Origin of the sequence: Nocardia sp. NPDC046763 (assembly GCF_040645495.1) — a bacterium.
Classification (GTDB): domain Bacteria; phylum Actinomycetota; class Actinomycetes; order Mycobacteriales; family Mycobacteriaceae; genus Nocardia.
Genome location: NZ_JBEYYI010000013.1, coordinates 88,637 through 114,655 on the forward strand (window position 1 = coordinate 88,637; position 26,019 = coordinate 114,655).

General features: G+C 68.8%; 28 protein-coding genes and 1 pseudogene. 14 read left to right on the plus strand and 15 right to left on the minus strand.

Translation table 11 applies throughout. The annotated features are described in order from the left end of the window. Window positions 1–5: 5 nt before the first annotated feature. The 4 genes and pseudogenes from ABZ909_RS21945 to ABZ909_RS21960 form a co-directional block, all read right to left on the minus strand. A pseudogene (locus ABZ909_RS21945) lies at window positions 6–329 on the minus strand (NAD(P)-binding protein); the annotation flags it as partial. Between the two features lie 142 nt (window positions 330–471). Then, the gene (locus ABZ909_RS21950) at window positions 472–1,923 is read right to left on the minus strand and encodes an AarF/ABC1/UbiB kinase family protein (protein WP_357002472.1); all 1,452 of its coding nucleotides are present in this window, start codon (window positions 1,921–1,923) and stop codon (window positions 472–474) included. A 146-nt stretch (window positions 1,924–2,069) separates the two neighbouring features. After that, on the minus strand, window positions 2,070–2,876 hold the full coding sequence (locus ABZ909_RS21955) for an amino acid-binding protein (RefSeq protein WP_357002474.1): 807 nt from the start codon (window positions 2,874–2,876) through the stop codon (window positions 2,070–2,072). Between the two features lie 152 nt (window positions 2,877–3,028). Further along, the gene (locus tag ABZ909_RS21960; protein WP_357002476.1) at window positions 3,029–3,364 is read right to left on the minus strand and encodes a TfoX/Sxy family protein; all 336 of its coding nucleotides are present in this window, start codon (window positions 3,362–3,364) and stop codon (window positions 3,029–3,031) included. 128 nt (window positions 3,365–3,492) lie between these two features. On the opposite strand from ABZ909_RS21960, the gene ABZ909_RS21965 reads away from it, so the two are divergent. Beyond that, a complete protein-coding gene (locus tag ABZ909_RS21965) occupies window positions 3,493–4,581 on the plus strand; it encodes a glutamate--cysteine ligase (RefSeq protein WP_357002478.1) in 1,089 nt (362 codons plus the stop codon). 9 nt (window positions 4,582–4,590) lie between these two features. Here the strand turns inward: ABZ909_RS21965 and ABZ909_RS21970 are convergent, their stop codons facing one another. The 4 genes from ABZ909_RS21970 to ABZ909_RS21985 form a co-directional block, all read right to left on the minus strand. Continuing rightward, a complete protein-coding gene (locus ABZ909_RS21970; RefSeq protein WP_357002480.1) occupies window positions 4,591–5,130 on the minus strand; it encodes a DUF4333 domain-containing protein in 540 nt (179 codons plus the stop codon). A gap of 173 nt (window positions 5,131–5,303) precedes the next feature. Beyond that, window positions 5,304–5,930: an MBL fold metallo-hydrolase gene (locus ABZ909_RS21975; protein ID WP_357002482.1), complete on the minus strand. Its 627-nt coding sequence runs from the start codon at window positions 5,928–5,930 to the stop codon at window positions 5,304–5,306. Beyond that, on the minus strand, window positions 5,930–7,015 hold the full coding sequence (locus ABZ909_RS21980; protein ID WP_357002484.1) for an S-(hydroxymethyl)mycothiol dehydrogenase: 1,086 nt from the start codon (window positions 7,013–7,015) through the stop codon (window positions 5,930–5,932). Before ABZ909_RS21980 ends, ABZ909_RS21975 begins: the two co-directional genes overlap by 1 nt. Window positions 7,016–7,137: 122 nt before the next feature. Continuing rightward, window positions 7,138–8,016: a LysR family transcriptional regulator ArgP gene (locus ABZ909_RS21985; protein WP_357002486.1), complete on the minus strand. Its 879-nt coding sequence runs from the start codon at window positions 8,014–8,016 to the stop codon at window positions 7,138–7,140. A 73-nt stretch (window positions 8,017–8,089) separates the two neighbouring features. On the opposite strand from ABZ909_RS21985, the gene ABZ909_RS21990 reads away from it, so the two are divergent. Beyond that, a complete protein-coding gene (locus ABZ909_RS21990) occupies window positions 8,090–8,707 on the plus strand; it encodes a LysE/ArgO family amino acid transporter (protein ID WP_357002488.1) in 618 nt (205 codons plus the stop codon). 73 nt (window positions 8,708–8,780) lie between these two features. Then, window positions 8,781–9,206 carry an ester cyclase gene (locus tag ABZ909_RS21995; RefSeq protein ID WP_357002490.1) on the plus strand — a complete coding sequence of 142 codons (426 nt, stop codon included), beginning with the start codon at window positions 8,781–8,783 and terminating at the stop codon, window positions 9,204–9,206. A 10-nt stretch (window positions 9,207–9,216) separates the two neighbouring features. On the opposite strand, the gene ABZ909_RS22000 is transcribed toward ABZ909_RS21995, so the two are convergent. The 3 genes from ABZ909_RS22000 to ABZ909_RS22010 all read right to left on the minus strand — a co-directional run bounded on the left by ABZ909_RS22000 (window position 9,217) and on the right by ABZ909_RS22010 (window position 12,129). Beyond that, on the minus strand, window positions 9,217–10,011 hold the full coding sequence (locus ABZ909_RS22000) for a hypothetical protein (RefSeq protein ID WP_357002492.1): 795 nt from the start codon (window positions 10,009–10,011) through the stop codon (window positions 9,217–9,219). A gap of 88 nt (window positions 10,012–10,099) precedes the next feature. After that, window positions 10,100–11,110 (minus strand): Gfo/Idh/MocA family oxidoreductase, encoded by a 1,011-nt coding sequence (locus tag ABZ909_RS22005; protein WP_357002494.1) that lies wholly within the window; start codon window positions 11,108–11,110, stop codon window positions 10,100–10,102. A 14-nt stretch (window positions 11,111–11,124) separates the two neighbouring features. Then, complete coding sequence (locus ABZ909_RS22010) at window positions 11,125–12,129, minus strand: LacI family DNA-binding transcriptional regulator (protein WP_357002496.1); 1,005 nt, start codon at window positions 12,127–12,129, stop codon at window positions 11,125–11,127. Between the two features lie 252 nt (window positions 12,130–12,381). On the opposite strand from ABZ909_RS22010, the gene ABZ909_RS22015 reads away from it, so the two are divergent. The 11 genes from ABZ909_RS22015 to ABZ909_RS22065 all read left to right on the plus strand — a co-directional run bounded on the left by ABZ909_RS22015 (window position 12,382) and on the right by ABZ909_RS22065 (window position 23,547). Next, on the plus strand, window positions 12,382–13,299 hold the full coding sequence (locus tag ABZ909_RS22015; RefSeq protein ID WP_357002498.1) for a TIM barrel protein: 918 nt from the start codon (window positions 12,382–12,384) through the stop codon (window positions 13,297–13,299). A gap of 16 nt (window positions 13,300–13,315) precedes the next feature. Next, window positions 13,316–14,314, plus strand: coding sequence for a sugar ABC transporter substrate-binding protein (locus tag ABZ909_RS22020; protein WP_357002500.1), 999 nt, complete (start codon window positions 13,316–13,318; stop codon window positions 14,312–14,314). A 20-nt stretch (window positions 14,315–14,334) separates the two neighbouring features. Beyond that, window positions 14,335–15,390, plus strand: coding sequence for an ABC transporter permease (locus tag ABZ909_RS22025; RefSeq protein ID WP_357002502.1), 1,056 nt, complete (start codon window positions 14,335–14,337; stop codon window positions 15,388–15,390). Then, a complete protein-coding gene (locus ABZ909_RS22030) occupies window positions 15,387–16,196 on the plus strand; it encodes an ATP-binding cassette domain-containing protein (RefSeq protein ID WP_357002504.1) in 810 nt (269 codons plus the stop codon). Before ABZ909_RS22025 ends, ABZ909_RS22030 begins: the two co-directional genes overlap by 4 nt. Further along, a complete protein-coding gene (iolC, locus tag ABZ909_RS22035) occupies window positions 16,193–17,131 on the plus strand; it encodes a 5-dehydro-2-deoxygluconokinase (RefSeq protein ID WP_357002506.1) in 939 nt (312 codons plus the stop codon). Before ABZ909_RS22030 ends, iolC begins: the two co-directional genes overlap by 4 nt. Continuing rightward, a complete protein-coding gene (locus tag ABZ909_RS22040) occupies window positions 17,122–18,015 on the plus strand; it encodes an aldolase (protein WP_357002508.1) in 894 nt (297 codons plus the stop codon). Before iolC ends, ABZ909_RS22040 begins: the two co-directional genes overlap by 10 nt. Window positions 18,016–18,178: 163 nt before the next feature. Further along, window positions 18,179–19,069, plus strand: a complete 891-nt coding sequence (iolB, locus tag ABZ909_RS22045; RefSeq protein WP_357002510.1) for a 5-deoxy-glucuronate isomerase — start codon at window positions 18,179–18,181, stop codon at window positions 19,067–19,069. Then, entirely contained in the window at window positions 19,066–20,931 is a 1,866-nt protein-coding gene (gene iolD, locus ABZ909_RS22050; RefSeq protein ID WP_357002512.1) for a 3D-(3,5/4)-trihydroxycyclohexane-1,2-dione acylhydrolase (decyclizing), read from the plus strand. Before iolB ends, iolD begins: the two co-directional genes overlap by 4 nt. A gap of 124 nt (window positions 20,932–21,055) precedes the next feature. Further along, window positions 21,056–22,585, plus strand: a complete 1,530-nt coding sequence (locus ABZ909_RS22055) for a hypothetical protein (RefSeq protein WP_357002514.1) — start codon at window positions 21,056–21,058, stop codon at window positions 22,583–22,585. Window positions 22,586–22,693: 108 nt separating this feature from the next. Then, window positions 22,694–22,879 carry a serine hydrolase gene (locus ABZ909_RS22060; protein WP_357002516.1) on the plus strand — a complete coding sequence of 62 codons (186 nt, stop codon included), beginning with the start codon at window positions 22,694–22,696 and terminating at the stop codon, window positions 22,877–22,879. Then, window positions 22,831–23,547, plus strand: coding sequence for a serine hydrolase (locus ABZ909_RS22065; RefSeq protein ID WP_357002518.1), 717 nt, complete (start codon window positions 22,831–22,833; stop codon window positions 23,545–23,547). Before ABZ909_RS22060 ends, ABZ909_RS22065 begins: the two co-directional genes overlap by 49 nt. A 241-nt stretch (window positions 23,548–23,788) precedes the next feature. Here the strand turns inward: ABZ909_RS22065 and ABZ909_RS22070 are convergent, their stop codons facing one another. Genes ABZ909_RS22070 through ABZ909_RS22085 form a run of 4 tightly spaced genes read right to left on the minus strand, consistent with a single transcriptional unit; the run spans window position 23,789 to window position 25,751 of the window. Further along, on the minus strand, window positions 23,789–24,196 hold the full coding sequence (locus tag ABZ909_RS22070) for a YbaB/EbfC family nucleoid-associated protein (protein ID WP_357002520.1): 408 nt from the start codon (window positions 24,194–24,196) through the stop codon (window positions 23,789–23,791). Window positions 24,197–24,227: 31 nt separating this feature from the next. Beyond that, the gene (locus tag ABZ909_RS22075) at window positions 24,228–24,551 is read right to left on the minus strand and encodes a hypothetical protein (protein WP_357002522.1); all 324 of its coding nucleotides are present in this window, start codon (window positions 24,549–24,551) and stop codon (window positions 24,228–24,230) included. Further along, window positions 24,541–24,771: a hypothetical protein gene (locus ABZ909_RS22080; protein WP_357002524.1), complete on the minus strand. Its 231-nt coding sequence runs from the start codon at window positions 24,769–24,771 to the stop codon at window positions 24,541–24,543. The genes ABZ909_RS22075 and ABZ909_RS22080 overlap by 11 nt, the downstream gene beginning before the upstream one ends. 2 nt (window positions 24,772–24,773) lie before the next feature. Continuing rightward, window positions 24,774–25,751, minus strand: a complete 978-nt coding sequence (locus ABZ909_RS22085) for a hypothetical protein (RefSeq protein WP_357002526.1) — start codon at window positions 25,749–25,751, stop codon at window positions 24,774–24,776. Between the last annotated feature and the right edge of the window lie 268 nt (window positions 25,752–26,019).

Consider the following 26,019-nt stretch of genomic DNA (forward strand, 5'->3'; position numbering starts at 1 on the left):
CGACGCGTCCCGAACCGGATGTGCGGATACGACCCGAACCGCCGCGCCACCGCCATGTGATACCGCTTCACCTCCGTGCCGGAGGCGAACAGCCTGCTCCAGTTGGGGTTTCGCGCGAACGAGTACCGGTAGGCCAGGGACGGGATATCGACTTCGAGCCCCGGGTAGTGGTTTTCGTGCCAGCTGCCGCCGACCTCATCGGCCCGTTCCAGCAGGACGAAGTCGCGCACCCCGGCCCGCTTCAGCTTGACCCCCGCGGCAATGCCGCCGGGTCCCGCTCCGATGACGGCGACCTCGTGGTCCGGAGCCGAAAGCTCAGGAGGACGGATGTCTTTGGATGCAGTGGTCACGACGGGGACCTTCCGGACAGACTCCGGCGCTACGTTGCGCCTGTCACCCCAGGGTAGTTCTGTCTGGGACAGTGATCAAGACCCTGGGCAACGGTGATCCCGCACCCCCGTCCGGTGCGGGTCAGCCCACCGCGAACCCGGTCGCCGCCGCGCCCGCCCGGCGCCGCCGCCCGGCATCGAGATCGGCCGGCTGCCCGCCGCGTGCCCGATGACGGTCCATGACCGCGCTCAATTCCGGTGACCAGCGCAGAATCTCGGCGCGCATAGGCCCGGTCGTCCCCAGCTGCGCGACCAGCCCCAGCAGGGTGACCAGCCCGCGCTGGAACGGCATCAGATACGCGGGTATCCCGAGCTGGCGGTATGCATTGTCCAGCCTGGGGCTCATGGCGTCGCGGGTGCGGCCGCGCAGCCACTCGGTATCGACCCGGGACGTCTCGTGCCGCAGCAGTTCGGTGAACGGCAGCAGCTTCTCGGCCAGCCCCGCGCTGTCCAGACCGCGCTGCCCGTCGGTGAACCCGTGGCTGCGTGTGGCCAGGTCCAGCTCGGCCGGTCCGCCATTGATGAGCGCGTCGGCCAGGTCGTGCACCAGCGCCGGGAACTGGGCCGGCGGCCACGCCGGGCAGGCCCCGAAATCCACCACGCCCAGGCGGCCGTCGGGCAGCACCCGGAAATTGCCCGGATGCGGATCGCCGTAGAGCAGCCCCGAGCGTGGCGCGGACGACCAGAAGAACCGGACCGCCAGCATGCCCACCCGGTCGCGCTCGGCCTGTGTGCCCGCGGTGATCAAGCGGGACAGCGGAATTCCATCCAGCCACTCGCCGACGATCACATCGCCGCTCTGCGCCACCACCTGCGGCACCCGGAAATCCGGATCCCCGGCGTAGGCTTCCGCGAAGCGGCGCTGGCTCTGTGCCTCGACCGTGAAATCCAGTTCCATGCGCAGGCATTCGGCCAGCTCGTCCACCACCGCGCGTCCGTCGGCGTGCGGCGCGAAAACCGGTGTCAGCCAGGCCAGTCCGCGCAGCCGCTGCAGATCGCTGTCCACGGCCGCGCGGGCGCCGGGGTACATCACCTTGACCGCAACCGCCCGGCCGTCGCGCCAGACCGCCCGATGCACCTGGCCGATGGTGGCCGAGGCGGCCCGGCGATCGTCGAACTCCCGGAAGTTGTTTCGCCAATCGGGGCCGAAGGACGCCGCCAGCACGGTGTGCACGGTGCGCGGCAGCATGGGCGGCGCGGCGTCCTGCAGCCGGGCCAGTGCAATCCGATAGGGCTCGGCCAGCTCCGGCGGCAGGGCCAGCTCGTAGATGCCCAGGACCTGGCCCAGTTTGGCGGCGCAGCCCTTCAATTCGCCCAGCACCTCGGCCATGTGCTCGGCGGTGCGCAGCTGGATCTCCCGATCGATCTCACCCGCCGGCCGGCCCAGCGCCCGCTTGCCGGCCCCGGCCGCCTGCCGCCCGGCGTAGGCCAGCGGTACCGCGGCCAGCTTCGCGGTGCGAATCGCCTTGCGGGCGGGCGGATTCCCGCCGATGTCCGCATCCTCCCGTCGCGCACCGCTTCGCCGCAAACTCATCGATCAACCAACCCCTAGTGCGCGTTTCGATCGAATGCGCATCAGGGAGTCTGCCACGAAGTGAAACTATGCGGTACGAAAATCTGTACGCTCCGGTACCGCGTCCTGAATAGTGGGATGCGCGAAGGGAATCCGCTGGTGGCGGGTCAGGGCTGCCGGGCGGTGACCAGGGCCAGATCGGTGAGCCGGTGCGCCCGGGCGACCTCGGCGGGCGTGAACGGCTCTCCGGTGCGCAGGAAGGTCATGGCCGCGAGATCGTCGTGCGGGCCGATCTCGAGCAGGGTGCCGCCGGGCGCGCGGCCCGGGTCCGGATCCGGAACGTATTGCGCACCCAGCAGTTCGGCGATCACCAGCGGCAGTTCCGCGGGATCGGCGGCCACCCGCGCGGCCAGTCCCAGCGCCCGTGTCTGGCCGTCGACCAGGGTGAGCGCCGACGCGGGCCAGATGCCGACGGCGACCCCGCCCGCGCGGGCGATGGCCTGGGTCAGTCGCTGCGGACCGATCTCGGCCGGCGTCGAGACCACCAGCTCGTCGAGCACGCCGTTCTCCAGGTGATGCACGTGCACGGCGAGGATGTTGGCCCGCCGGTCGGCGAGCTGCTTGGCCAGCAGTTCCAGCCGCCCGGGCTTGTTGTCCAGGTGCACCCGGATACGCCACAGCCGCTCGGCGTTGTAGAGGCGGTGGCGGTGGCGCAGTTCCGGGGCGTGCAGCCAGCGGCCGAGATAGCGCATCGCACCGGGTTCGACCACCCAGATGACGAGAATGGTGGCGGCGACGGCCAGCACGGAAACCGTTGCCAGATAGGGCAGTTCGAAGTGGATGACAAGGGCGTGCAGGGCGAGTTCGACCGGTAGGATCGCGGCGAGCTTGGCCAGCGCCATGCGGGTGCGCTTCGGATGGGGCAGACGACCGCAGACTTCGCAGGCCAGCGTATGGATCTCGGTTTGCCTCATGTTCACCACAGTGCTGGACGCAGGTTTCCCCAGCCATGGTGCGGTGTAAAGATGGGGTGACGGAACCCGGCAAACCTCTTGCCGCAGCTGGTCATTCGGTGAAGCGGGCCACAATCGCGCCGGAGCTGTGCCCCGGCGCACATCGATTGCCCCTATTTGGGCGGTAGCGTCTTGGCGAAGTCGACCCCGCGCCGCACCCACTCGTCGAGTACATCGTCGTCGGCGACGGTCGTGGTGGTGACGCGCAGCCACCCGTTCATCTTCTTGCCACCCATCTCCATCGGCTCGACCGACCCCGCCCGCAGCAGCGCCGCGGAGGTGTCCGGATCGGTGCGCACCATCAGCCCGCCCTTGCCGCTGGCGGCGACGGCCATATTGCCGCCCACCAGAAACGCCAGGCCGCCGAACATCTTCTTCTCGACCACATTGACCAGTTCGGGTCCGAGTGCATCCCTGATCCGGTCGGCCAGTTCCTCGTCGTATGCCATACCCGGCATTGTGAACCACCCGACCGACAGTTCGAGGCCGCGGCGCGCACTCGGGGCCCCACCGACCGCGGACCGGAGAGACCATTCCGGCAGGTGTCGGCAGGTTCCCGGTGAGGTACACATGATTGGTGGAAGCCCCGCCGACAGTGGGTGTCGAAGAGGAGTTTCTCCTCGTGGATCCGCGCAGTGGCGTGCCGGTCGGCAGAAATGCCGACGTCGCCCGGACCGCAGCGGATCTCGGCATGGACCTGCAATTGGAAATCATGCGGTGCCAGGTGGAGACCAGCACCCGCGTGCACACGAATACCGGTGATCTGCTTCGGGAACTGCGGGAATTGCGGCGCGGCGCCGCGGCCTGCGCGGAGAAGAACGACGCGCTGCTGCTCGCCGCGGCGGTACCGCCGACCATTCCCGACGATCTCGCCATCACCGCCACCCCGCGCTACAGCCGGATCGTCGAGAGCTTCGGCCGGCTCGCGCACGAACAGGGCCTGTGCGGCTGCCACGTGCACGTGGCGGTGCCCGACCGGGCCGCCGCGCTGCAGGTGAGCAACTTCCTGCGGCCCTGGCTGCCCCTGCTGCTGGCGCTGACCGCCAACTCGGCGATCTACCGCGGCGTCGAAACCGGTTACCACAGCTGGCGTCATATCCTGTGGCGGCGCTGGCCCAGCGCCGGTCCGCCGCCGTACTTCGGTTCGGTCGCCGAGTTCGAGTCGGCCGTGGAGTCCATGCTGTCGCTGGGCGTCATCCTGGATCGCAAGATGGTCTACTGGGATGTGCGGCCCTCCAGCTCCTTTCCGACGGTGGAGGTACGGGTCAGCGACGTGCCCGCCACCGTGGAGGAGTCGGCGCTGCTGGCCAGCCTGGTGCGCGCCTGCGCAATGACCGCCCGCGCAACCGATTCCGTGCCCGTCGTCGCGGAAGACACACTGCGCGCGGCATATTGGAAGGCGGCGCACGAGGGCATCGACGGGACCGCCATCGATCCGCTCGACGGGAGCACGGTCCCGGTGGCGGACCTGCTGACCCGGCTCATCGACCGCATCCGGCCCGCCCTGGAACAGCTGGACGACCTCGCCTTCGTCACCGACACCGTGGCCGCGCTCCTGGCGCGCGGCAACGGTGCGCGGCGTCAGCTCAATGCCTTCCGAACCCGCGGCAAGCTCTCGGACGTGGTGGGTGAACTGGCCGAGGCCACGCTCTATTCGTGCCGATAGTCCCCGGGTTCAGGGCATCGGCTGGTCGTCGACGATCATGTCGTAGTTGACCTTCGAGCCCTCCACGTTCGTGGTCTTGGCGGTGACGCCCCAGCGGGTGCCGTCTGATTCGGTCACCACGCACCGGATGGTCGAGCCGGTGGCGCCGCGCAGCAGGCCGTTGCAGGTAGTGGATTGCGGGGCGGCGCCCACCTTCGACTGGTAGAAGTTCGAGACACTGGAGGCCACGTCGTCCGGCGCCACGAAGGCGTCGGCCAGCGTCAGGTCGTAGTAGACGTCCTTGCCGTCCACCTTGGTGACCTTCGCATCGATCGCCCAGGTCTGCCCGTCGGCGGAGGTGGCGGTGCAGGTCTGGGTGGCGTCCACCTTGGCGGGCAGACTGCCGTCGCAGGTCACGGTTTTGGCGTCCTCGTGTGACTTGTCCTTGTAGAAGCTGGTGGCCTTCGTCTGCACGTCACTCTTGCTCACCGAGTCCGAACCGGAGGATGAGCACCCCACGGCGAGAAGCGGCACGAACGTCAGGGCCAGAGCGGCTGTCAGGTTTCTCATGGACAACTCTAGGCGCCGGTTTGCGGCGAAAAACTTGAAAATGAGCTTGCGAAACCGGTGAATCCGGCGTGTCCGGGGCGGGCGCGCCGCAGTGTAGGGCGGATTAGGGAGCTCGACAGATGACCGGTCCGGTGACATGCGCCGGACCGGTCCTACTGCCGTGCCGCACCGGGTCAGTTCACGCCGGCGCGCCACTCCTCGAGCTGCGGGGATTCCGCTCCGATGGTGGTGGATTCGCCATGCCCGGTGTGCACCAGGGTCTCCGGCGGCAGGGTGAGCAGGCGGTCGGCGATCGACTCGACAATGGTGCCGAAGTCCGAGTAGGACCGCCCGGTGGCGCCCGGCCCGCCGTGGAACAGGGTGTCGCCGGTGAACACCACGCCCAGGTCGGGGGAGTGGAAGCAGACCGCGCCCGGGGCGTGCCCCGGGGTGTGCAGCACGTGCAGTTCGGTCCCGCCGACCTCGATCACCTGTTCGTCGGACAGCTCGCCGTCGGGGCTGGTTTCCGGATGCGTGTGCTGCCACAGCACCAGGTCGTCGGGATGCATGAGCACGGGAGCGCCGGTGGCCCTGGACAATTCGGGCGCGACGCGAATGTGGTCGTCGTGCGCGTGGGTGACCAGGATGGCCTTGACCTTGCGGGTGCCGATGACATCCAGGATCGCCTCGACATTGTGCGGCGCGTCGATGACGACGCACTCCAGGTCGTCGCCCACCACCCAGACATTGTTGTCGACGTCGAAGGTCTCGTTGTCGAGGCTGAAGGTGCCGATGGTGACGGCATGGTCGATGTGCGCCATCAGAGCACCACCACCGAGCGCAGCACGTCGCCGTGATGCATCTTGGTGAAGGCTGCCTCGACCTCGTCCAACGCGATGGTCTCGGAGACGAACCCGTCCAGGTCCAGCCGGCCCTGTTTGTAGAGTTCGACGAGATAGGGGAAGTCGCGTGAGGGCAGGCAGTCGCCGTACCACGAGGATTTCAACGATCCACCGCGCGAGAAGAAGTCGATGAGCGGCAGCTCGAGGGTCATGTCCGGTGTCGGCACGCCCACCAGCACCACGGTGCCCGCCAGATCGCGCGCGTAGAACGCCTGCTTCCAGGTCTCCGGCCGGCCCACGGCATCGATCACCACGTCCGCGCCGAAGCCGTCGGTGAGTTCCCGAACCCGTTCCACCGCATCCTCTTTGGCGGCATTGACGGTGTGGGTGGCCCCGAATCCGGTGGCCCACTCCAGCTTCCGCTCGTCGATGTCGACCGCGATCACGGTGGTCGCGCCCGCCAGCTTCGCGCCCGCGATGGCGGCGTTGCCGACGCCGCCGCAGCCGATGACGGCGACCGAATCACCGCGGCTCACCCCACCGGTGTTGATGGCCGCGCCCAGCCCGGCCATGACACCGCAGCCGAGCAGCCCCGCCGCGGCGGGGGACACGCTCGGGTCCACCTTGGTGCACTGCCCGGCGTGCACCAGGGTCTTCTCCGCGAAGGCGCCGATGCCCAGCGCCGGGGTGAGCGGGGTCCCGTCGGTGAGCGTCATGGGCTGGGAGGCATTGAAGGTCGAGAAGCAGTACCAGGGCTTGCCTTTGCGGCAGGCGCGACACGAACCGCACACCGCCCGCCAGTTCAGGATGACGAAATCCCCGGGCTCCACATCGGTGACGCCCTCGCCCACCGATTCCACGATGCCGGCCGCCTCGTGCCCGAGCAGGAACGGGAATTCGTCGTTGATGCCGCCCTCGCGGTAATGCAGGTCGGTGTGGCACACCCCGCAGGCCTGCACCCGCACCACCGCCTCACCCGGACCCGGGTCCGGGATGACGATGTCGGTGACTTCCACCGGGGCGTTCTTCGAGCGTGCAATGACGCCGCGCACAGTTTGGGACAACGAAATTCCTTCCTGGCTAACCGCAATGCCTTCGACTATCGCATCCGACCCCGCCCACGTCATCTATTACCCCGGGTGACGGAAAATGAATCTCCTTGTGGCCGATCACAACCTGTGGCCTTTCACAACAGGGATTCCCCGGCCGCCTCGGCGATCGTAGCGGCCACGAGGGTCAAAGCGGGGGAATCGAGCCGCCATTGCTGCCAGTAGAGCGGGACATCCACGAATATCTTCTCGTCCAGCGGAATCAGCTCGTCCTCGGGGCGGATCATGAGGTCTGGGATCATGCCCCAGCCCATACCGGCGCATACCGCGTCATTGAATCCGGCCGAGGACGGGATGTAATGCCGGGGCGGATCCACGGGCTTGCGGGTGTAATGGCGCATGAGCCGGAACTGCAGATCGTCCTTGCGGTCGAACAGCACCACGGGCGCATGTGCGAACGATTTCGCATTCGCGCCGTCGGGAAACCAGGTGCGGGCGAAGGCGGGCTGTGCCATGGGCCGATAACGCATGGCCCCCAGCCGCCGGACCGTGCAGCCCTGCACCGGTGCGGCGGTGGAGGTGATGGCCGCCATGACGGTGCCGTCGCGCAGCAGGCGCGTGGTGTGTTCCTCGTCCTCGCGATGGATGTCGAACGACACCCCGGCGGCGGCACGGCCGAGCGCGGGAATGACCCACGTCTGCAATGAATCGGCATTGACGGCTATGGGAATGACCACCCGGGCGGCGCCGGGCTGGTGCACGTCGCCGAGTTCGCGCGCGGTATCGCCGGTGAGCAGCTGGATCTGGCGGGCCAGTCGCAGCACCGTCAGCCCGGATTCGGTGGGCTGCACCGGTTTGGTGCGCTGCACCAGGATGCGGCCCGCGGCGTCCTCCAGTGCCTTGATGCGCTGGCTGATTGCCGAGGGCGTCACGCTGAGCCTGCGGGCGGCGGCGTCGAAGGTGCCCTCGCTGATGACGGCGTCGAGCGCGCGCAGTTGGTCGAGCTGCAGGTCCATAGTAAGAGATCGTAATGGTGCGTCAGAATCTTTAGCTGGCCTGGTGCTGGACGCCTGCCCTACTTTCGATCGTGTGAACGCATCATCGGCGGCCCTGGCGGCCATCTCGGGACTCGGATTCGGCCTGTCGCTCATTGTGGCGATCGGCGCGCAGAACGCCTTCGTGCTGCGTCAGGGGATCCGGCGCGAGCATGTCCTGCCGGTGGTCGCGGTGTGCATCGGCTCCGATGTGATCCTCATGATCCTGGGTGTCGCGGGCTTCGGGGCGATCGTGAACTCGGCCCCGATGGTCATGACCATCGCCAGGTACGCGGGGGCGGCCTTCCTGCTGGGCTATGCCGTGCTCGCCGCCAAGCGCGCGTTCTCCGCCTCGGCCCTGTCCGCGGGCGGCGGCGCGCCCATCGCGCTGGGCGCGGCCGTGGCCACCTGCCTGGCCGTCACCTGGCTCAACCCGCACGCCTATCTGGACACGGTCGTGCTGCTGGGTTCCTTCGCCAATACCTATGCCACCCCGGATCGCTGGTTCCTCACCGCGGGAGCCATTGCGGGCAGCCTGATCTGGTTCGTCTCGCTCGGTTTCGGCGCGCGGCTGCTGGCCCCGGTCTTCGCGAAGCCGCGCGCGTGGCGGGTGCTGGATTCGATGATCGCGCTTGTCATGACGGGTCTCGCTGTCGGTTTGCTGGTGAGCTGACACCACAGGCGGCAGTGACGACGGTCACGGTAGGGCCTGTCACGTGCCGGCGCGCGCCGGTGTCTCATGGGGCATGCAGCAAGAACAGAACAAGGCGACCTTCAAACTCCTGCACGATGTGGTGAGTACCGGTGACATGGAACTGATCTCGAAGACCATCCGCGAGATCACCCAGCCGGACGCCATCCTCAATGTTCCGTTCCCGGTCGACCATTCGGGCGCGGCGGGGCTCGAGCAGATCATGCGCGCCTTCGTGACCGGCTATCCCGACATCGAGCTGGACGTCGTGGACTTGATCGCCGAGGGCGACAAGGTGGTCGGCCGGACCGTCGTCACCGGCACCAATGACGGCGCGTTCCTGGGCCGCCCGGCGACCGGGAAAGCCGTGCGGTACAACGAGATCTTCATCATGCGTTTCACCGACGGCCGGATCGCCGAGGTGTGGGGTGTGGCCGACACCCTCACCCAGCTGATCCAGCTGGGTGTCGTCACCCTGTAGGAGATCGGTTTCAGGGCACGGCTTTCCATGCGCCGATGTAGTTGCCGTTGTTGTTTCCATTGGTGGGCAGGCAATAGACCGCTCGGCCGCTGGAGGACTTGGCGACGACATCCTTCTTGAGATTGCAGATCTGGCCGGGCTCGTGCGTTCCGCTGGCCACGGGGCCCGGGCTGTCCCACACATAGGTCGGTGTGGTCGATCCCGCGCGGCGGGAGCACAGCAGCTGGGTGCCATTCGGGGCGTAGCCGAAGGTCCCAGCTTCGCTCGCGTTGCATGGGAATCCGAGCGAGGGCGTGCTGACCGACAGCCAGCGGAGCGTGCCGTCTCCGGCCGCGTTGCAGGTCAGGACCGATCCGTCGCCGGCGACAGCGGTCTGGCCGGGCTGGGTGCAGGTCCCGCTGACCGCGGCCGCGCTGGTCGTCGGGGCGGTCGTGGTGGTGGTCGTGGTGGTGGCCGTGTCGGGCGCCGTGGTCACCTCGGCCACCTGTGCGGTCGTCGTGGGTGACGCGGATGTGGTGGTCGTGAGCAGGATTCGCGTCGGCGCGGGGCCCTTCGTGGCGTTCGGGGCCGCGTCCCAGCTGCCGTGGCCGGACAGGAGCAGGCCGCCGATGGCCAGCAACGCTACGACGATCGTGGCCGTGAGACCGATGATCACGTACCGGCTGGCCTGCGAATTTCGCGGCCGGCCGCCTGGTCCGGCCTGCTGCCCGTCGTGGTCGTCGCGCACCGCGTCGAACACGACGGTGTCCTGCGTCCACAGCTCGTCGTGCGGATGATAGCCCGGTGGTATCGAATTGCCGCTCATCCCAATAGCTCTCGTCTCGGTGGTCCCGCTGTGATCACCGGGCACACCGAAGGGTAAACGCGGCGGCCGCGCTGTGGTAGCCGAAGTTTCAGCGGCGGATGTCGGCCAGCCGCACCGGCTTGCCCTGATGCCGGGACAGCTCGCAGGCCTCGGCGATGTAGAAGGCCTCCAGGGCGTCGGCGGGCGGGCACGGATTGGCCAGCCGGCCGGTGATCACACCCACGAAGGTGGTCAGCTCCTCGGTGTAGGCGGCGTGGAACCGGTCCATGAAGCCCGGATAGGCGGGCAGGGCCGACGGCGCCTGGCCGGGTTCGACCGAGTGCAGCGGGGCGCGCTCGTCGAGCCCGACGATGGCATTGCCCTTGGAGCCCAGCACTTCCAGCCGCACGTCGTAGCCCGCGCCGTTGTAGCGGCTGAGCGCCACATTGGCCAGTGAGCCGTCGTCGAGACGCAGCACCACCGCGGCGGTGTCGACATCGTCCGCGTCGGCGAAGAACCGCTCCCCGCGATTGGATCCGGTGGCGTAGACCTCCACCACCTCGCGGCCGCTGACCCAGCGGATGATGTCGAAATCGTGGACGCCGCAATCACGGAACAGCCCGCCCGAGCGCGGAATGTACTCGGCGGGCGGTGGCGCGGGGTCGAGGGTGGTGGCGCGCAGGGTGTGGATCCAGCCCAGGTCCCCGGCGGCGACGGCGGCGCGCGCGGCCCGGTATCCGGCGTCGAAGCGGCGCTGGAAGCCGATCTGGACCGGGACGGTCGAGCGCTCCACGTGTTCGACCACCCGCAGCGTGCCCAGAATGTCGGCGGCGATGGGCTTTTCGCAGAAGACCGGGATGCCGCGGTCGACGGCGGCGGTGATGAGGGCCGGATGGGAGTCGGTGGCGGTGGTGATGACCAGGCCGTCGATACCGGCGGCGAAGAGCGCCTCGATATCGGGCGCGTACTGGACCTCGAGTTTGTCGGCGGTGGCGCGGGCGCGTTCGGCATCGGTGTCGGTGACGGCGACCGTACCCACACCCGGCAGGGCCCTGAGGGTTTCGGCGTGGGAGGTGCCGATGCGGCCGGTGCCGGCGAGGCCCACTGTGATCGGGGACATGGCGATGGCTCCTGTCAGTCGCGGGGTGGGGCGGTGGTCGAGCGGACGACCAGTGACGGTTCCAGGCGTTTGCGCACCGGATCGGTGCGGTCGGCGCGCAGTCGCTCGGTGAGGGCCTCCACGGCCAGCCGCCCGATGCGGGTGCGCGGCTGGTCGATGGTGGTGAGCGCGACGTGCCGCAGCGTCGCCAGCGAGGTGTTGTCGTAGCCGACGACCGAAACGTCCTCGGGCACACGCAGTCCCGCCTGTTCGAGCGCGGCCATCGCGCCCACGGCGTTGAAATCGTTGCCGCACACCAGTGCGGTGGGAAAAGCGCTGGGGGAGAAGATGTTCAGCAGGGTGCGGACGGCGGCCGCGCCCGCCTCGTCGGTGTGCTCGCTGGGAATCACCATGGGTTCGAGGTGGTAGCGGGTCATGGCGGTGGTGTAGCCCTTGCGCCGCGGCGGCGCCGCGAAGGCCGCGCCGCCGTCGAGGTGCACGATGCGCCGATGCCCCAGGGCGACAAGGTGATCCACGGCCAGTGTCGCGCCGAGCTCGCCGTCGTCGTTGACCGTGTCCACGGCCGGGCTGGTGGAAGTGCGCGAGACCAGGACGACCGGGCAGCTCGTCGCCGCGTCGCGAATGGCGGAGGCCGGCAGCACCGGGGAGAGCAGGATGACCCCGCCCGGGCGGAAGCCCAGCAGGCTCTCCAGCGCGGTCCGTTCCCGTGTCGCGCTGCGCCGGCCGGTATTGAGGATGAGCTCGAGCCCGGCCTGCTGTGCCGCCTCGTCCATGCCCTCGACGACATCGGCGAAGAAGGGATTGCGCAGGTCGGACACCATGACGCCGACGATATTGGAGGTCCGGCTGGCCAGCGACCGTGCCATGGCGTGCGGCTGGTAGCCGAGTTCGGCGGCCGCGGTGAGCACCGCGCGGCGGCGGTGCTCGCTGACCTTGGGGGAGTTCCGCATGACCAGCGAGACCAGCGCCCGGGAGACGCCGGCGCGGGCGGCGACGTCCTCCATGGTCGGTCTGGTCATGGTCGCCTCCCGTCGGTATCGATGTGTGTCGCACGCTACAGCGTTGCCGTGGGTGGAGGCAATGGAGCGCTCTAATCGGATATTCTGGACACCGGTATCCGGCCTCGTTTCGCCTGGAAGACAGCATTTTCCGCGTTTACGCAGTACTTTTCCGCACATGTCGGACCCTTGACACGAGAGTGAGCCACGTTACATTGTTGGAGCGCTCCAACGAGCCTCACCGATGGCCAACGACGGGTCTGGGAAGTGCCGATGACCGAACCGCTGCATCCACTGCGTATCACCCCCTTGCGTATCGCCGCCGCGCCGATCTCCTGGGGAGTCTGCGAGGTCCCCGGCTGGGGGCATGTCCTGGAACCGGACATCGTCCTGGCCGAGATGGCAGACCTCGGCATCACCGCCACCGAGTTCGGCCCGCCCGGCTACCTACCCGATGACCCCGTCGAGCTACGAAAGACCCTGAACACCTACGGTATTGCGCCGATCGGCGGCTTCCTCGCCCTGGCACTGCACCGCGAACCCGACCGGGCCGCGGCCGCCGCCCGCGCCGCGGCCGAGCGGTTCGCGGCCGCTGGCGCCGAGATCCTGGTGCTGGCCGCCGCCACCGGGCAGGACGGGTACGACATCCGGACACCTCTCGGCGATCGCGAATGGCGGACCCTCATCGACACCGCAGCCGCGGTCGGCGAGATCGCCGCCGCACAGGGCCTGCGCGTCGCCCTGCACCCGCATGTGGGCACCCACGTCGAGACGGCCGCCGAGGTCGATCGCTTTCTCGCCGACTCCGAGCTGGACCTGTGTGTGGACACCGGGCACCTGCTCATCGGCGGCACCGACCCGGTCGATCTGGTCCGCCGTCACGCGGATCGCCTCGGGCACATCCACCTCAAGGATGTCCGCGCGGCCATGGCCGCCGAAGTGCGCAGCGGGAGTATCGAATACAGCGAGGCCGTCCGGCAGGGGCTCTACGTTCCGCTGGGTACCGGAGATGTCGATATCGCGGCCCTGGTCCACGCGGCGCACGCCGGGGGATACCGGGGCTGGTACGTGATCGAGCAGGACACCGCATTGGGTCCCGGCGCTACCGCCGCGGGTCCGACGGATGATGCTCGGCAAAGTCTGAGACACCTGGCCGAGATCGGCGCTGCTCTCGCCACGGCTCGGATTTAGTGGGGAGGTGACGACGATGATGTCCGCAATCTCCCGATCGCGCCGCCCCCGCTGGCTGCGCCTGTCGCCCTGGCTCGCGGCGGCGGCCGTGCTCGCCGCCTGCAGCGGCCCCGGTGCCGATGTCACTGGACCCGCCCAGGCCCCCGTCGCGGTGGGCACGCTGAAGTCGGTGGCGGTGGTGACCCACGGCTCGCCCGGTGACGCCTTCTGGAACGTGGTCAAGAACGGTGCGGAAGCCGCCGGGAAGGACCTCGGCGTCCGGGTCGAGTACAACTCCTCGGGCGATCCGACCCAGCAGGCCAAGCTCATCGACAATGCCGTGGCCCAGGGTGTGGACGGGCTGGTGGTGTCCATGGCCAATCCGGACGCGCTGAAGCCGTCGGTCGAGAAGGCCGTCGCCGCCGGGATTCCCGTGGTGACCATCAACTCCGGTGAGGCCGAGAGCGTCCAGTTCGGGGCCATCGGCCATGTCGGCCAGAGTGAGCGCCTGGCCGGTGAATCCGCCGGGAAGCGGCTGGCCGGCGCCGGAAAACACAAGATGCTGTGCGTAATCCACGAGGCCGGGAATGTCGGTGCGAACGAACGCTGCGCCGGCGCGACCCAGGGCTTCGGGGCCGCGACCACGCTGCAGGTGGATATCAACAACCCGACCGATGTGCAGTCGCGCATCAAGGGCGCGCTGGAGGCCGATCGCTCCATCGACGCGGTGCTGACCCTGAATTCGCAGATCGCCGCCCGCGCGGTGGACGCGGTGCGGGAGTCCGCCTCGACGGCGACGGTGGCCACCTTCGACCTGAATTCCGATGTGGTGAGCGCGATCCGGGCCGGGACGCTGTTGTTCGCGGTGGATCAGCAGCAGTACGAGCAGGGCTATCTGCCGGTGGTGATGCTGAAGCTCTACAAGTCGAACCTGAACACCGTGGGCGGCGGCCATCCGGTGCAGACCGGCCCGGCGTTCGTGGACAAGAGCAATGTCGATGCCGTCGCCGCGCTGGTCGGCCAGGGCACGCGGTGAACCGGCCGGGAGACGATGAGATGACAACGACGACAACGACATCCGAGACCACGACGGCCGCGCCACCACCAGATCGGCTGGCCATCCTCAACCGACTGGTGGCCCGCCCCGAGGTGGGCGCGCTGCTGGGCGCGGTGGTGGTGTTCGTGTTCTTCGGTCTCGTCACCACGAAATTCCTGAAGCCACTGGGTATTTCGACTTGGCTGGACGACGCCTCCACGCTCGGCATCATGGCGGTGGCGGTGGCCATGCTCATGATCGGCGGCGAATTCGACCTGTCCACCGGCGTGATGACCGCCTCCACCGCGCTGATCACCGGACTGCTGGCGGTGCACGCGGGCTGGAATGTGTGGCTCGCGCTGGTGGTTTCGCTGGCTTTCGCGCTCACGGTGGGTGCGCTCAACGGGTGGGTGGTGATGCGCACCGGGTTGCCCAGCTTCATCGTCACACTGGGCACCTTCCTGGCATTGCAGGGTCTGAATCTCGGTGTGACGCGCTGGGCCACCGGCACCGTGCAGGTGTCGGGCGTGCGCGGCGCGGACGGATATCAGTCCGCCGGTTGGGTTTTCGCGTCCACCACCAAGATCGGCAATGCCAGCATCCAGGCGTCGGTGGTGTGGTGGATCGTGGTCACCGCCATTGCGGCGATCGTGCTGGCGCGCACCCGGTTCGGCAACTGGATCTTCGCGGTCGGCGGCTCGCTGCCCACCGCCCGCGCGGTGGGCGTGCCGGCCACCCGCACCAAGGTCCTGCTGTTCATGACCACCGCGTTCGCGGGCTGGATCGTGGGCGCGTGCAACCTCATGCGGTTCGCCAGCGTGCAGGCCAATCAGGGTGTGGGACTGGAATTCCAGTACATCATCGCCGCGGTGATCGGCGGCTGCCTGCTCACCGGCGGGTTCGGTTCGGTGGTGGGCGCGGCCATCGGGGCGCTCATCTTCGGCATGGCGCGGCAGGGCATCGTGCTGGCGGGGTGGAACAGCGACTGGTTCATGCTGTTCCTCGGCGTGCTGCTGTTCTCGGCCGTACTGGTGAACAACGCATTCAAGAAGCGGGCGGAAAGGGTACGCCGATGACCGCGACGGACAACGACACCGGGACCGTGGTGCCGCTCATCGAAACGGCCGGCGTCGGAAAGAGTTACGGCGGCGTGGTGGCGCTGCGCGACGTGTCGACGGTGGTGAAAGCCGGTGAGGTCACCTGCGTGCTGGGTGACAACGGCGCGGGCAAATCGACGCTGATCAAGATCCTGGCGGGCGTGCACCAGCACGACACCGGGGAGCTGCGCATCGACGGGCAATCGATGCGGCTGTCCTCGCCGCGTGCGGCGCTGGACCTCGGCATCGCCACCGTCTACCAGGATCTGGCGGTGGTGCCGTTGATGAGCGTATGGCGCAACTTCGTGCTCGGCTCGGAGCCCGTCAAGCGCTATGGCCCGCTCGAGCTGCTGGACCGCAGGCAGGCGCAGGATATCGCGCGAAAAGGTCTGGCGGACATGGGAATCGACATCCCCGATCTGGAGCAGCCGGTCGGCACGCTGTCCGGCGGTCAGCGTCAGTGTGTGGCCATCGCGCGGGCGGTGCACTACGGGGCCAAGGTCCTCATCCTCGACGAGCCGACCGCTGCCCTCGGTGTGAAGCAGGCCGGTGTGGTGCTGCGATATGTCGTGCAGGCGCGCGATCGCGGACTGGGTGTCGTGCTCATCACGCACAACCCGCATCACGCCTACCCGGTCGGCGACCGCTTCCTGCTCCTCAAACGGGGCGCCACGCTGGGCAGCTACGAGAAGTCCACGATCGACCTCACCGAGTTGACCCGGCAGATGGCCGGCGGTGCGGAACTCGAGGCGTTGCAACACGAATTGGAGCGGGTGGTGTCGTGACCGAGCTGGAGGTGCTGACGATCGGCCGGGTCGGCGTCGACCTCTATCCCGAGCAGAGCGGGGTGCCGCTCGCCGAGGTGACGACCTTCGCCAAATTCCTCGGCGGCACGGCCACCAATGTGGCGGTGGCGGCGGCGCGGCTGGGTCGCCGCGCCGCGGTGCTCACCAAGGTAGGGCCGGACGGGTTCGGGGACTTCGTGCGCGACGCCCTCGAGGGGTTCGGGGTGTCGGCGCGGTATGTGGGGACGGCGGCGGGACTGCAGACGCCCGTGGTGTTCTGCGAACTGAAGCCGCCCGCGGACCCACCGCTGCTGTTCTATCGCGCGCCCATCGCGCCGGACCTCACCCTCACCGCGGACGAGATCCCCTGGGACGTGGTCGATTCCGTGCCGCTGCTGTGGGTGACCGGGACCGGGGTGAGCGCCGAACCCGGCCGCACCACCCAGCGGGCCATCCTGGAACGCCGGGCCCGGCGCGGGCATACCGTGCTGGATTTGGACTACCGGCCCATGTTCTGGCCCGACGCCGCGACCGCGCGCGCCGAGATCGGCTGGATGGTCGATCACGTGAACGTGGTGGTGGGCAACCGGACCGAGGTGGAGGTGGCGGTCGGCACCGCCGATCCCGACGTGGCCGCGGACCGGCTGCTGGCCCGCGGGGTCCGGCTGGCCGTGGTCAAGCGCGGCGCGGAGGGCGTGCTGATCGCCACCGGCTCCGAGCGCTGGACGGTGCCGCCCTGCCGGGTGGAGGTGCTGTGCGGGCTCGGCGCGGGCGACGGATTCGGGGGTGCGCTCATCCACGGGCTGCTGTCCGGCTGGGCTCCGCATCGCCTGGCCGCCTACGCCAATGCCGCCGGCGCGCTGGTGGCATCGCGGCTGGCCTGCGCCGACGCCATGCCGACCGATGCCGAGATCGAGGAGATGCTGTGCACCTGACCGATGCGCGGTGGTACGAACTGCTGCACACCCGTGCCACGGACCCCGAGGCCGTCCGGCGCGCCTACGCCGACCGGCGGCGACGCCCGAACCTGCTGTCGGACCGGGGAACCCTGTTCCTGGTGGCGGCCGACCACCCGGCCCGCGGCGCGCTCGGCGTCGGCGCCGACCGCACCGCCATGGCCGACCGCCGCACCCTGCTGGAACGACTGCTCATCGCCCTGGCCAACCCCGCCGTCGACGGCGTGCTCGGCTCGCCCGACATCGTGGAGGAATTGCTGCTGTTGGACGCCGTGCACGAGAAGATCGTCATCGGCTCCATGAACCGCGGCGGGCTGGCGGGCGCCGACTGGGAGATCGACGACCGCTTCACCGGGTACGACGCCGAAGCGCTGGTGAAGTACCGCCTCGACGGCGGTAAAATGCTTCTGCGCCTGGTCGATTCGGATCCCGGCACCATCCCGACCCTGGAGGCCTGCGCCCGCGCGGTCTCCGAACTGGCCGAACACGGGCTCATGGCGATGGTGGAACCCCTGCCCTACGCCCGCGATGCCGACGGCGCGCTGACCATGCACAAGGACGCCGCCTCACTGCAGCGAGCCATTACCGTCGCATCCGGCCTCGGGGTCACCTCCGCCTATACGTGGCTGAAAATCCCTGCCCCCGACGATGTCTCGGTGCTCGACGCCACCACACTCCCCGTCGTCATTCTCGGCGGTGCGCCCTCCGGTGACCCGGAATCCGATCTCGCCTCCTGGGGTGCGGCCCTGCGCCACGATGTCGCGCGTGGCCTGGTGGTGGGCCGCAGCCTGCTCTACCCGCCCGACGGGAATGTCGCCGGCGCGGTCCAGGCCGCCGCGCAGGTACTGGAGGCGGCGCGATGAGCTCACCGCACCCGCTCGGACATATTCGGCCCGCTGCCGGAATCTACTGGCCCGCAGTGATTCCCGTCGCGACACCATGCCTGCCCCGGCACCGGCCCGGCGTGAGCGGCGACATGGCGGGGGAACCTCGGATCGATTGGGCGGGCCGGAAAGGGGTGCGACGATGAAGGACCTGCATCGACCGGCCGGAACGCTGGCGGATTCGGGCGATCCCGTGCTGCTGACGCCGGAGGACGCGGGCTGGGCCTTCGCCGGGCTGCGGGTGCTGCGGCTGGCAGCGGGGGAGCGGCGGGTGGTGAGCACCGGAGACTTCGAAGCCTTTGTCCTGCCACTGGCCGGGGCGTGCACCGTGCGGGTGGACGGGCTGGTGTTCGAACTCGCCGGGCGGGATTCGGTTTTCACCCGCGTGACCGACTTCGCCTACGTGCCGCGCGACGCGGAGGTCGAGCTGACGTCCGTGGGCGGGATCGAGATGGCGTTGCCGATGGCGCGCTGCACGAACCGGCTGGACCCGAAATACGGTCCGGCCGAGCGGGTTCCGGTCGAGGTGCGCGGGGCGGGACGGGCGACGCGTCAGGTCACCAACTTCGGGACGCCGGGCGCGTGGGCGCACGCCGACAAGCTGAACGCGTGCGAACTGCTCACGCCCGACGGGAACTGGTCCTCGTACCCACCGCACAAGCATGACGAGGCCTCCGAGTGCGAGGTCGTCAACGAGGAGATCTACTACTTCCGCATCGCCGCGCGCGACGGAATCACCCCGGGGCCCGAGGGTTTCGGAATGCACCGCACCTACACCGCCGACGGATCGCTCGACGTGAACGTGGCGGTCCGGGACGGGGATGTGTTCCTGGTGCCGCACGGCTACCACGGTCCGTGCACGGCCGCGCCCGGGTACCCCATGTACTACCTGAACGTGCTGGCCGGGCCCGCGCCCGAGCGATCCATGGCCTTCTGCGACGACCCCGCGCACGCCTGGGTGCGGGCGGCTTGGGCGAGCCAGGCGGCGGATCCGCGGTGCCCGGTCACCTCCCACGAAGGACGGCTCGCATGAAGCTCACGACCGCGCAGGCCCTGGTGACCTGGCTGATCGCTCAGCGCTCGGAAACCCTCGAGGGCGCCGAAGTGCCGCTGTTCCCCGCGGCTTTCGGCATCTTCGGGCACGGCAATGTGCTCGGCCTCGGGACCGCGCTGGCCGAGCATCGCGACGAGCTGCCGCTCTGGCGCGGGCACACCGAGGAGGGTATGGCGCTTGCGGCGGTCGGGCTGGCCAAGGCCACGCAGCGGCGGCAGGTCGGGATCGCCACCTCCTCGATCGGGCCGGGTGCGCTGAACATGGTGACGGCCGCCGGTGTGGCACACGCGAATCGGCTGCCCGTGCTGCTGCTCCCGGGGGACACCTTCGTCAGTCGCGCGCCCGATCCGGTGCTGCAGCAGGTCGAGCACTTCGGCGACCCCACGGTCACCGTCAACGACGCGTTTCGTCCGGTGAGCCGTCATTTCGACCGGATCACCCGGCCCGAGCAATTGCTCGCGACACTGCCGCAGACGGCGCGGATCCTCACCGACCCCGCCGAGGCCGGACCCGTGGTGCTGGCCCTGCCGCAGGACGTGCAGGCCGAGACCTACGACTTTCCCGACGCCCTGTTCGAGCCGGTCGTCCATCACGTCCCGCGCCCACGGCCGGATCGGCGCGGCATCACCGAGGCCGCCCGCGTCCTGCGTGCCGCGAAGCGTCCCCTGCTCGTCCTCGGGGGCGGTGTGCGGTACTCCGGTGCGGGCGGGCAGGCGCTGGAATTCGCTCAGCGCCACGGGATTCCGGTGACCGAGACGACGGCGGGTCGCACGCTGGTCCCGCACGACCACCCGCTGTACGCGGGACCGCTGGGCATCACCGGTGCGGCATCGGCGAACACGCTCGCCGCGGCGGCGGACGTGGTGCTGGCGGTCGGTAGCCGCCTACAGGACTTCACCACCGCGTCCTGGACCGTCTTCGCGCCGGAAGTCCGTCTGGTCCACATCAATACCGCACGTTTCGATGCCGTGAAGCATGGCGCGCTGGCCGTGGTCGGCGACGCCGACGCCACCCTGCGCGACCTGGAACCCGAACTGGTCGAGTGGCTCGCCGACCCGGACTGGACGGCACGGGCCGCCGCGGTCCGGGCGGACTGGGACGCGCATATCGACAAACTGCGCGCCCCAACGCCGGGGACGCCCAGCTATGCGCAGATCGTCGGCGCCGTGAACGATCTCAGCGGCGCCTCCGACTACGTCATGACCGCCTCCGGCGGGCTGCCCGGCGAATTGGTCGGCGGCTGGCGCGCGGCCGGCGGCGTACCGAGCATGGATGTCGAATACGGCTTCTCCTGCATGGGATACGAGCTCGCCGGAGCCTGGGGCGCGGCGCTGGCCCGCGCGCAATCCGGCGCCTCGGAACCGGAGGGCCTGGTCACCACCCTGCTCGGGGACGGCTCCTACCTGATGCTCAACTCCGAGCTCTTCTCCGCCGCCTTCGCCGGGCATCCGCTGGTCGCGGTGGTATGCGACAACGACGGGTACGCGGTCATCGCGCGACTGCAGCAGGGACAGGGGGCCGAGCCCTTCAACAACTTCTACGCGGATTGCCGCACCAATCACGCCACCCCGCCCCGGGTCGACTTCGCCGCCCACGCGCGGGCATTGGGTTGCGCGGTGTTCACCGCGAGCGAACTCGGTGAATTCCGCGACGCCTACGCGGGCGCTCGCGACGCCGCCCGCACCGGGCAGCGGCCCGCGGTCGTGGTGGTCCGCACCCGCCCGTCGACCTGGACCGAGGCCGGTGCCTGGTGGGAAGTCGGTGTGCCGCAGCATCTCTCGGGACGCGCGGAATATGACCGGGTGAAGCCCGGGCAGGTGCGGTACACGCATTCCGCATGATCGACGCCGCCACGCGCGGGTGATCGGAAATCCGGGCATCCCGCCGGTTGGGCGACCCGCGCGCCGAATATATGGCAGACTCGGCGCAAACACGCGGACGGTCGTCGATCGGGAAGGCGCGTGCATGGGTTATGGGAGTTTGAAGGTCGCAATGGATCTCAGCGCCATCGAGCGCCAAGTGGCCGCGGATCGCGGGGCCGCGCGGGACCGGACGCCCGAAACCGAGCTGGCACTGGCCACCTCGCTGTGCGAGCTGGCCCGCGCGCTCATGGCCACCAAGAACGACCCGGCCCAGCGGGATCGGTCGGCCTCGGCCCTGGAGCCCGCGCAGGAAGCGGTGCTCATCCGGCTGCGCTGGCTCACCGCCGGGCATGTCACCGCTCCCTTCGCCGCCGAGGTGACCGAGGCGCTGCGGTTGTTCGAACAGGCCGCCCGCACCATCGGGCACCGGGAGCTGGCCACCTCCACCATCCGCAATGCCTGCCAGGCGTATCGGCATGTGGCGCAGAACTATCCGCTCGCGGCGGGCGCGTCCGCGGACGCGCTGTCCAAGTGCAGCGTGTGGCTGTGCCGGCTGGATCCCAAGGCCGCGGTGGCCGCGGGGGAGGACGCGGTGCGCATCCGCGCCGGGCTCTTCGCCGCCGATCCGGATCAGGCGAACCGCTACCTCGCCTCCTTGAACACCCTGCTGCGCACCCTCATGGTGGGCCGCCAGCGCAAGCAGGCGCTGGCCATGTACCGCGAGTGCTACGCGGGCGTCACCACCCCGGCCATGACGCAGCGACTGCGCGAAATCCGGGTCGAGGACATCGGATTCACCAGCAAGACCGTCACCGCCCTGCGCAAGCTGGAATGCGCCACCCTCGAACGCGCGGGCTACCTGACCCAGCAGCAGATCCTCTATCAGACGGCCGGTGATCTGGCCACGATCGAGGAGGTCAACTGGCAGCTGGCGCTGGTCGGCCTCAAGCCGATCGCCGCGGGCGCGCTGCCGGACCAGCCGTCCAAGCCGGTGGAGATCAGCACCTCCTTCGGCGCGCTGAGCGTGCGCTGCTCCTCGCGCAATGCCGTCACCCTGGTGCGCGCGGCCATTCTCGCCGCCTACACCGCCGACGGCGCGCAGCCCGTGCCCAGCTCGGCCTATCTCGGCGTCGACGAAAAGCACTGGAGCACACCCGAACCCGAGCCCAACCGCGCTGAACGACTCGGCGGGGACGTGGTCCTGATCGAAAAGGTCTCCGAGCACTGGGTTTCGGTGAAGAGCCTGAACTGGGAGGTGGCTCCTGTGGGCCGCCACCCGCTGGCGCTGCGTCTGTCCCAGGAGTGGCCGGTCGTCAGCGTCACCACCACCGAGCAGATGTCCTACGAGCTGTGCTGGTACGAAGGCGGCGCCGCCACCCAGTACGCCGCGCTCGGCCTCCCCGCCGCCCAGACGCCGCTCGAAAAGCCGCTGGCCCCCTTGGATTTCAAGGCCCTGTCCGAGTATGGCGCGGACTACGCCTCCGAGACCCAGGTCCGCTCCGCCTTCGGCAATACCACCATGTTCACCAAGCTCACCTGCCTTCCCGGCAGCGGTATCCGCCAGGCCGCCGAGGCCGGGCCGCTCGCCTCGCACGGCTCCAACATTCTGTATTTCCGCGGCGTCGACGAGTAGTCGGCGAGCTGTTCGCGGCCCCACCGGATATCTCCACGAGGTATCCGGTGCTGCCGCGTGCCGCGCTGGGCACTGGTCTCCAAAACTAGAACGTGTTCTAATTCGGTCATGAGCGTTTTCGTGAAGGGCGAGGTCGATCCCGCCTTCCGGGCTGTGCGCGAGGTGTTCGAATCGAGCTTCGCCGACGGGCGGAACACGGGGGCGGCGGTCGCCGTGATCGTGGATGGACGGACGGTCGTCGATCTGTGGGGTGGGGTGGCGGACACGCGGGCGAACACGGCTACCACGCGCTGACCTTCGGGTGGCTGGTCGGCGAATTCGTCCGCAGGCACACGGAATCCACGGTTGGCGACTACGTGCGCCGCCACTTCGGTGAGGATCTGTGGCTCGGCGCGCCACCGCACATCACGCGGCAGGCCGCGCGTACCGCCTTCCCACCCGCCCAGGAGATGGCCTGGACCGACCCCGGCCCGATCGACGCGGACACGGTCACCAGGATGGCCGATGCCTACCGCGACCCCGGCTCACTCGCGATGCGCGCCTCCACGAATCCCGTTGGCTCGTACAACAAGCCGGAGGTCCTGGCGGGTGGCTGGCCCGCCTCCGGCCTGGTCACCACGGCCCGCGCGCTGGCCCGCTTCTACAGTGACCTGGTGAGTGGCGCCCTGCTGCCCATGGCCGTGCTGCGCGACGCGGTGCGTGAACAGGTGCGGGGTCCCGACTCGGTGTTGTTGCTGGAGAGCGCCTTCGGACTCGGATACATGCTCCCGTGCGAGAACCTCATCCTCCCCGAGCCCGCCCGCTCCTCGGTCTTCGGCCACCCGGGCGCCGGCGGCGCACTCGGCCTCGGCGACCTCGACAACCGTGTCGCCATCGCCTTCACCCCGAACCTGCGCCGTGACTGGCTCTCCGGCGACCGCCGCGCCCACGACCTGGTCGCCGCCACCTACACCGCGCTGTAACCGGGGGCGGATGTCGGATGGCGCAAGCCATCCGCCCGGACGGCTATGTGGGCGCGATCAGCGAATCCGCCGAAGTCATCGGAAAATAGCGGCGGCGCTGAGTTCGTTGTCACCATCGTCCGCCCCGCGCTCGACTTCTATGAGCCATATTGGCTCCCTTGGGTTTCGACGCTCTCTTCGCCCAGGGCTCCAGCATCCTCTACTTCCGCGACGCGGACGAACAGCGTTGGCGGGCCGTGGGTCAGTCGCCGAAGACAGCGGATTTGGGGCCGTCGTGGTAGGTGTCGTCCCAGCTGTCGTGGACTGCGGGGCTGGGTAGGGCGCGGTCGGGAGCGTCGCCGAGTTGCTCGACGATGGTGGCGATGCGTGGGTCGGCCTGGATTTCGTTCACCAGGTCCTCGAGTCGGGCCTGGGCCTGGTCGCGGGCTTCGTTGACGAGGCGGGCGATCAGCGGGCCGAGACGGTGCGCATCGAGGATGAGCCGATCGTCGACGGTGAGCGCGACGATGTGGCCGTTCGCTCGGACATCGACATGGATTCCCTCGGAACTCAGCGAAACGTGACTATCGGTCACCGCTTGGGCGAGGCGGTCCATTCGCGTGGACAGCGATTCGGTGTAACCATTGCGGCCTGACAGCGGAGAATTCACCGGACTCCCTCGTTGGATTATTGGATCTGGACTAGTCGATATTGTGCTGTAGGTCGCAAAAGTCTTGTGCACCAACGGCATCGGTGACTTCGTAGCTCGCCGCACCGGCGACGGAATGCTCGCCCAACTCGCCCAGATGAGTCGAGAGAATCTGCAGGGCCAATGCCCCCATGCCGGCACCGAAGGTGCAGGCATGGGGAACCGAGGTGCCTTTCAGGCCGCTCGCGACCGCGGGAAGCGCGGCGTGGGTGGTGATCGCACCCAGACCGGTACCAGCGTCGGAGAAGGTGCCGCCGAGCCTCCGCACGGATTCGGGGTACACCTCGAGGGACGGTTCTCCCATGTCATCTCCCATGAGCAATCTTCGCAACTGTCAGAACGACTATCAGCAGGCCGACCAGGATGAGTGAAATGGCGCCCGGCCGGGTGGGGAATCCTCTATCCGAGGGTGAGTGTTTGCGCCCGTACGCGACCAGCCGGGTAGCCAGATCGCGGTAGTTCCGCAGGAGCATGAGCCCGAGCATCGTGACGCCCGACCCGACCAGGATCCATATCGTGTAGCCGATGTATTCCATGATCACCAGAGCCTGAACATATAGCTGCCGGTCAGCGCGGCGCCCGGTGTTCCGAATCCACCGCCGACTTCGGTGGAGTAATCGTTCAGGTGGCTGAAATCGGGTATGCCACCCCAAGTTTCACCGACCGAGCCGACGACCCCGGGACCCGCTTGACCGGACACGGTGACGCCCCATCCATGGATATAGCCGTCGAGTTGATCCGCGCTCGGAGTATTGCCCTGATTGATCCAGCCTCCGCGTACCACGGGAAGTTCGATGTCGCCGGGTGTCCCGATGCCGATTTGGGGACCGACATAGACATGTCCGTTGCGGGTGATCGTGACGACACCGCCACCGCCGATGAGCCAGGGCGAAAACGCGCCGAAGTCGATCGAGTAGTAGTCGGGCGTACGCAGACCGCCTCCGGAGTTCCCGGGGGCGGGACCGGCGACGCCGGTGAGCGCGGCGAGGCCCTGGAATGCGCCGGTGATATGGCTGGTGGCGCTGTCGAGGGTGTTGCCCAGAAAGCCCAGTGCGGATCGGATGACACCGCTGTGGTGCGATGCGTTTCGCTGCATCGCGCCCATGGTCAGCATTCCGCTGATCGGCCCCAGGGCCGCCGCGAGGAGCTTCTGCGTGGTCGACAGGTGCACCGAACCGTCCTCGGCGACATGGTATCCGGCGTGCTCCGCGTCCTCGATCTTGGTCAGCGTCTGCTGATGACTGGACGTGATCGCCGCGTGCCCGTCCCGCGCGGCGGTGTCCCCGGCCACGAGCGCGTTGATCGTGTGCGTCAGGAAATCGTCGGCCTTGCCGTGCCGCTCCCGCATGGTGTCGCCGCCCGAGCTCAACCAATACTCCGGCGACGCAGCGACATCCGCCGCGACGGTCGCCTGATGCCCGCTCGCGTCCTGATGTCCCTGCCGCCACTCGTCGGCCAGCGTGAGCAGCGGACTCACGTCGAGCGACCGGACCTGACTGACCGTTGGTGTGCCCACGACCCTCCCGAATATGCGATGGCGTAAGTGTCAGAACGTACTTGCGGCAGACGTGGCGGCGCTACGGTCCTAGCGAGTTCCTTACGCCCCTGTGTTATTGGCGGACAGTCGATTTCAGAGCCCCGGGGCTTCACGAACGAGGAAAGCCATGAGTGGGTCCGCCACATGCGGTTGTCCATGCCGCTGCTGTGTCCGCTGGGCCTGGCAGCCCGGGTGTCCGCCGATCGGCACGTTGACGTTCGACGACCTCTGTGCCGCCCTCGTGTCG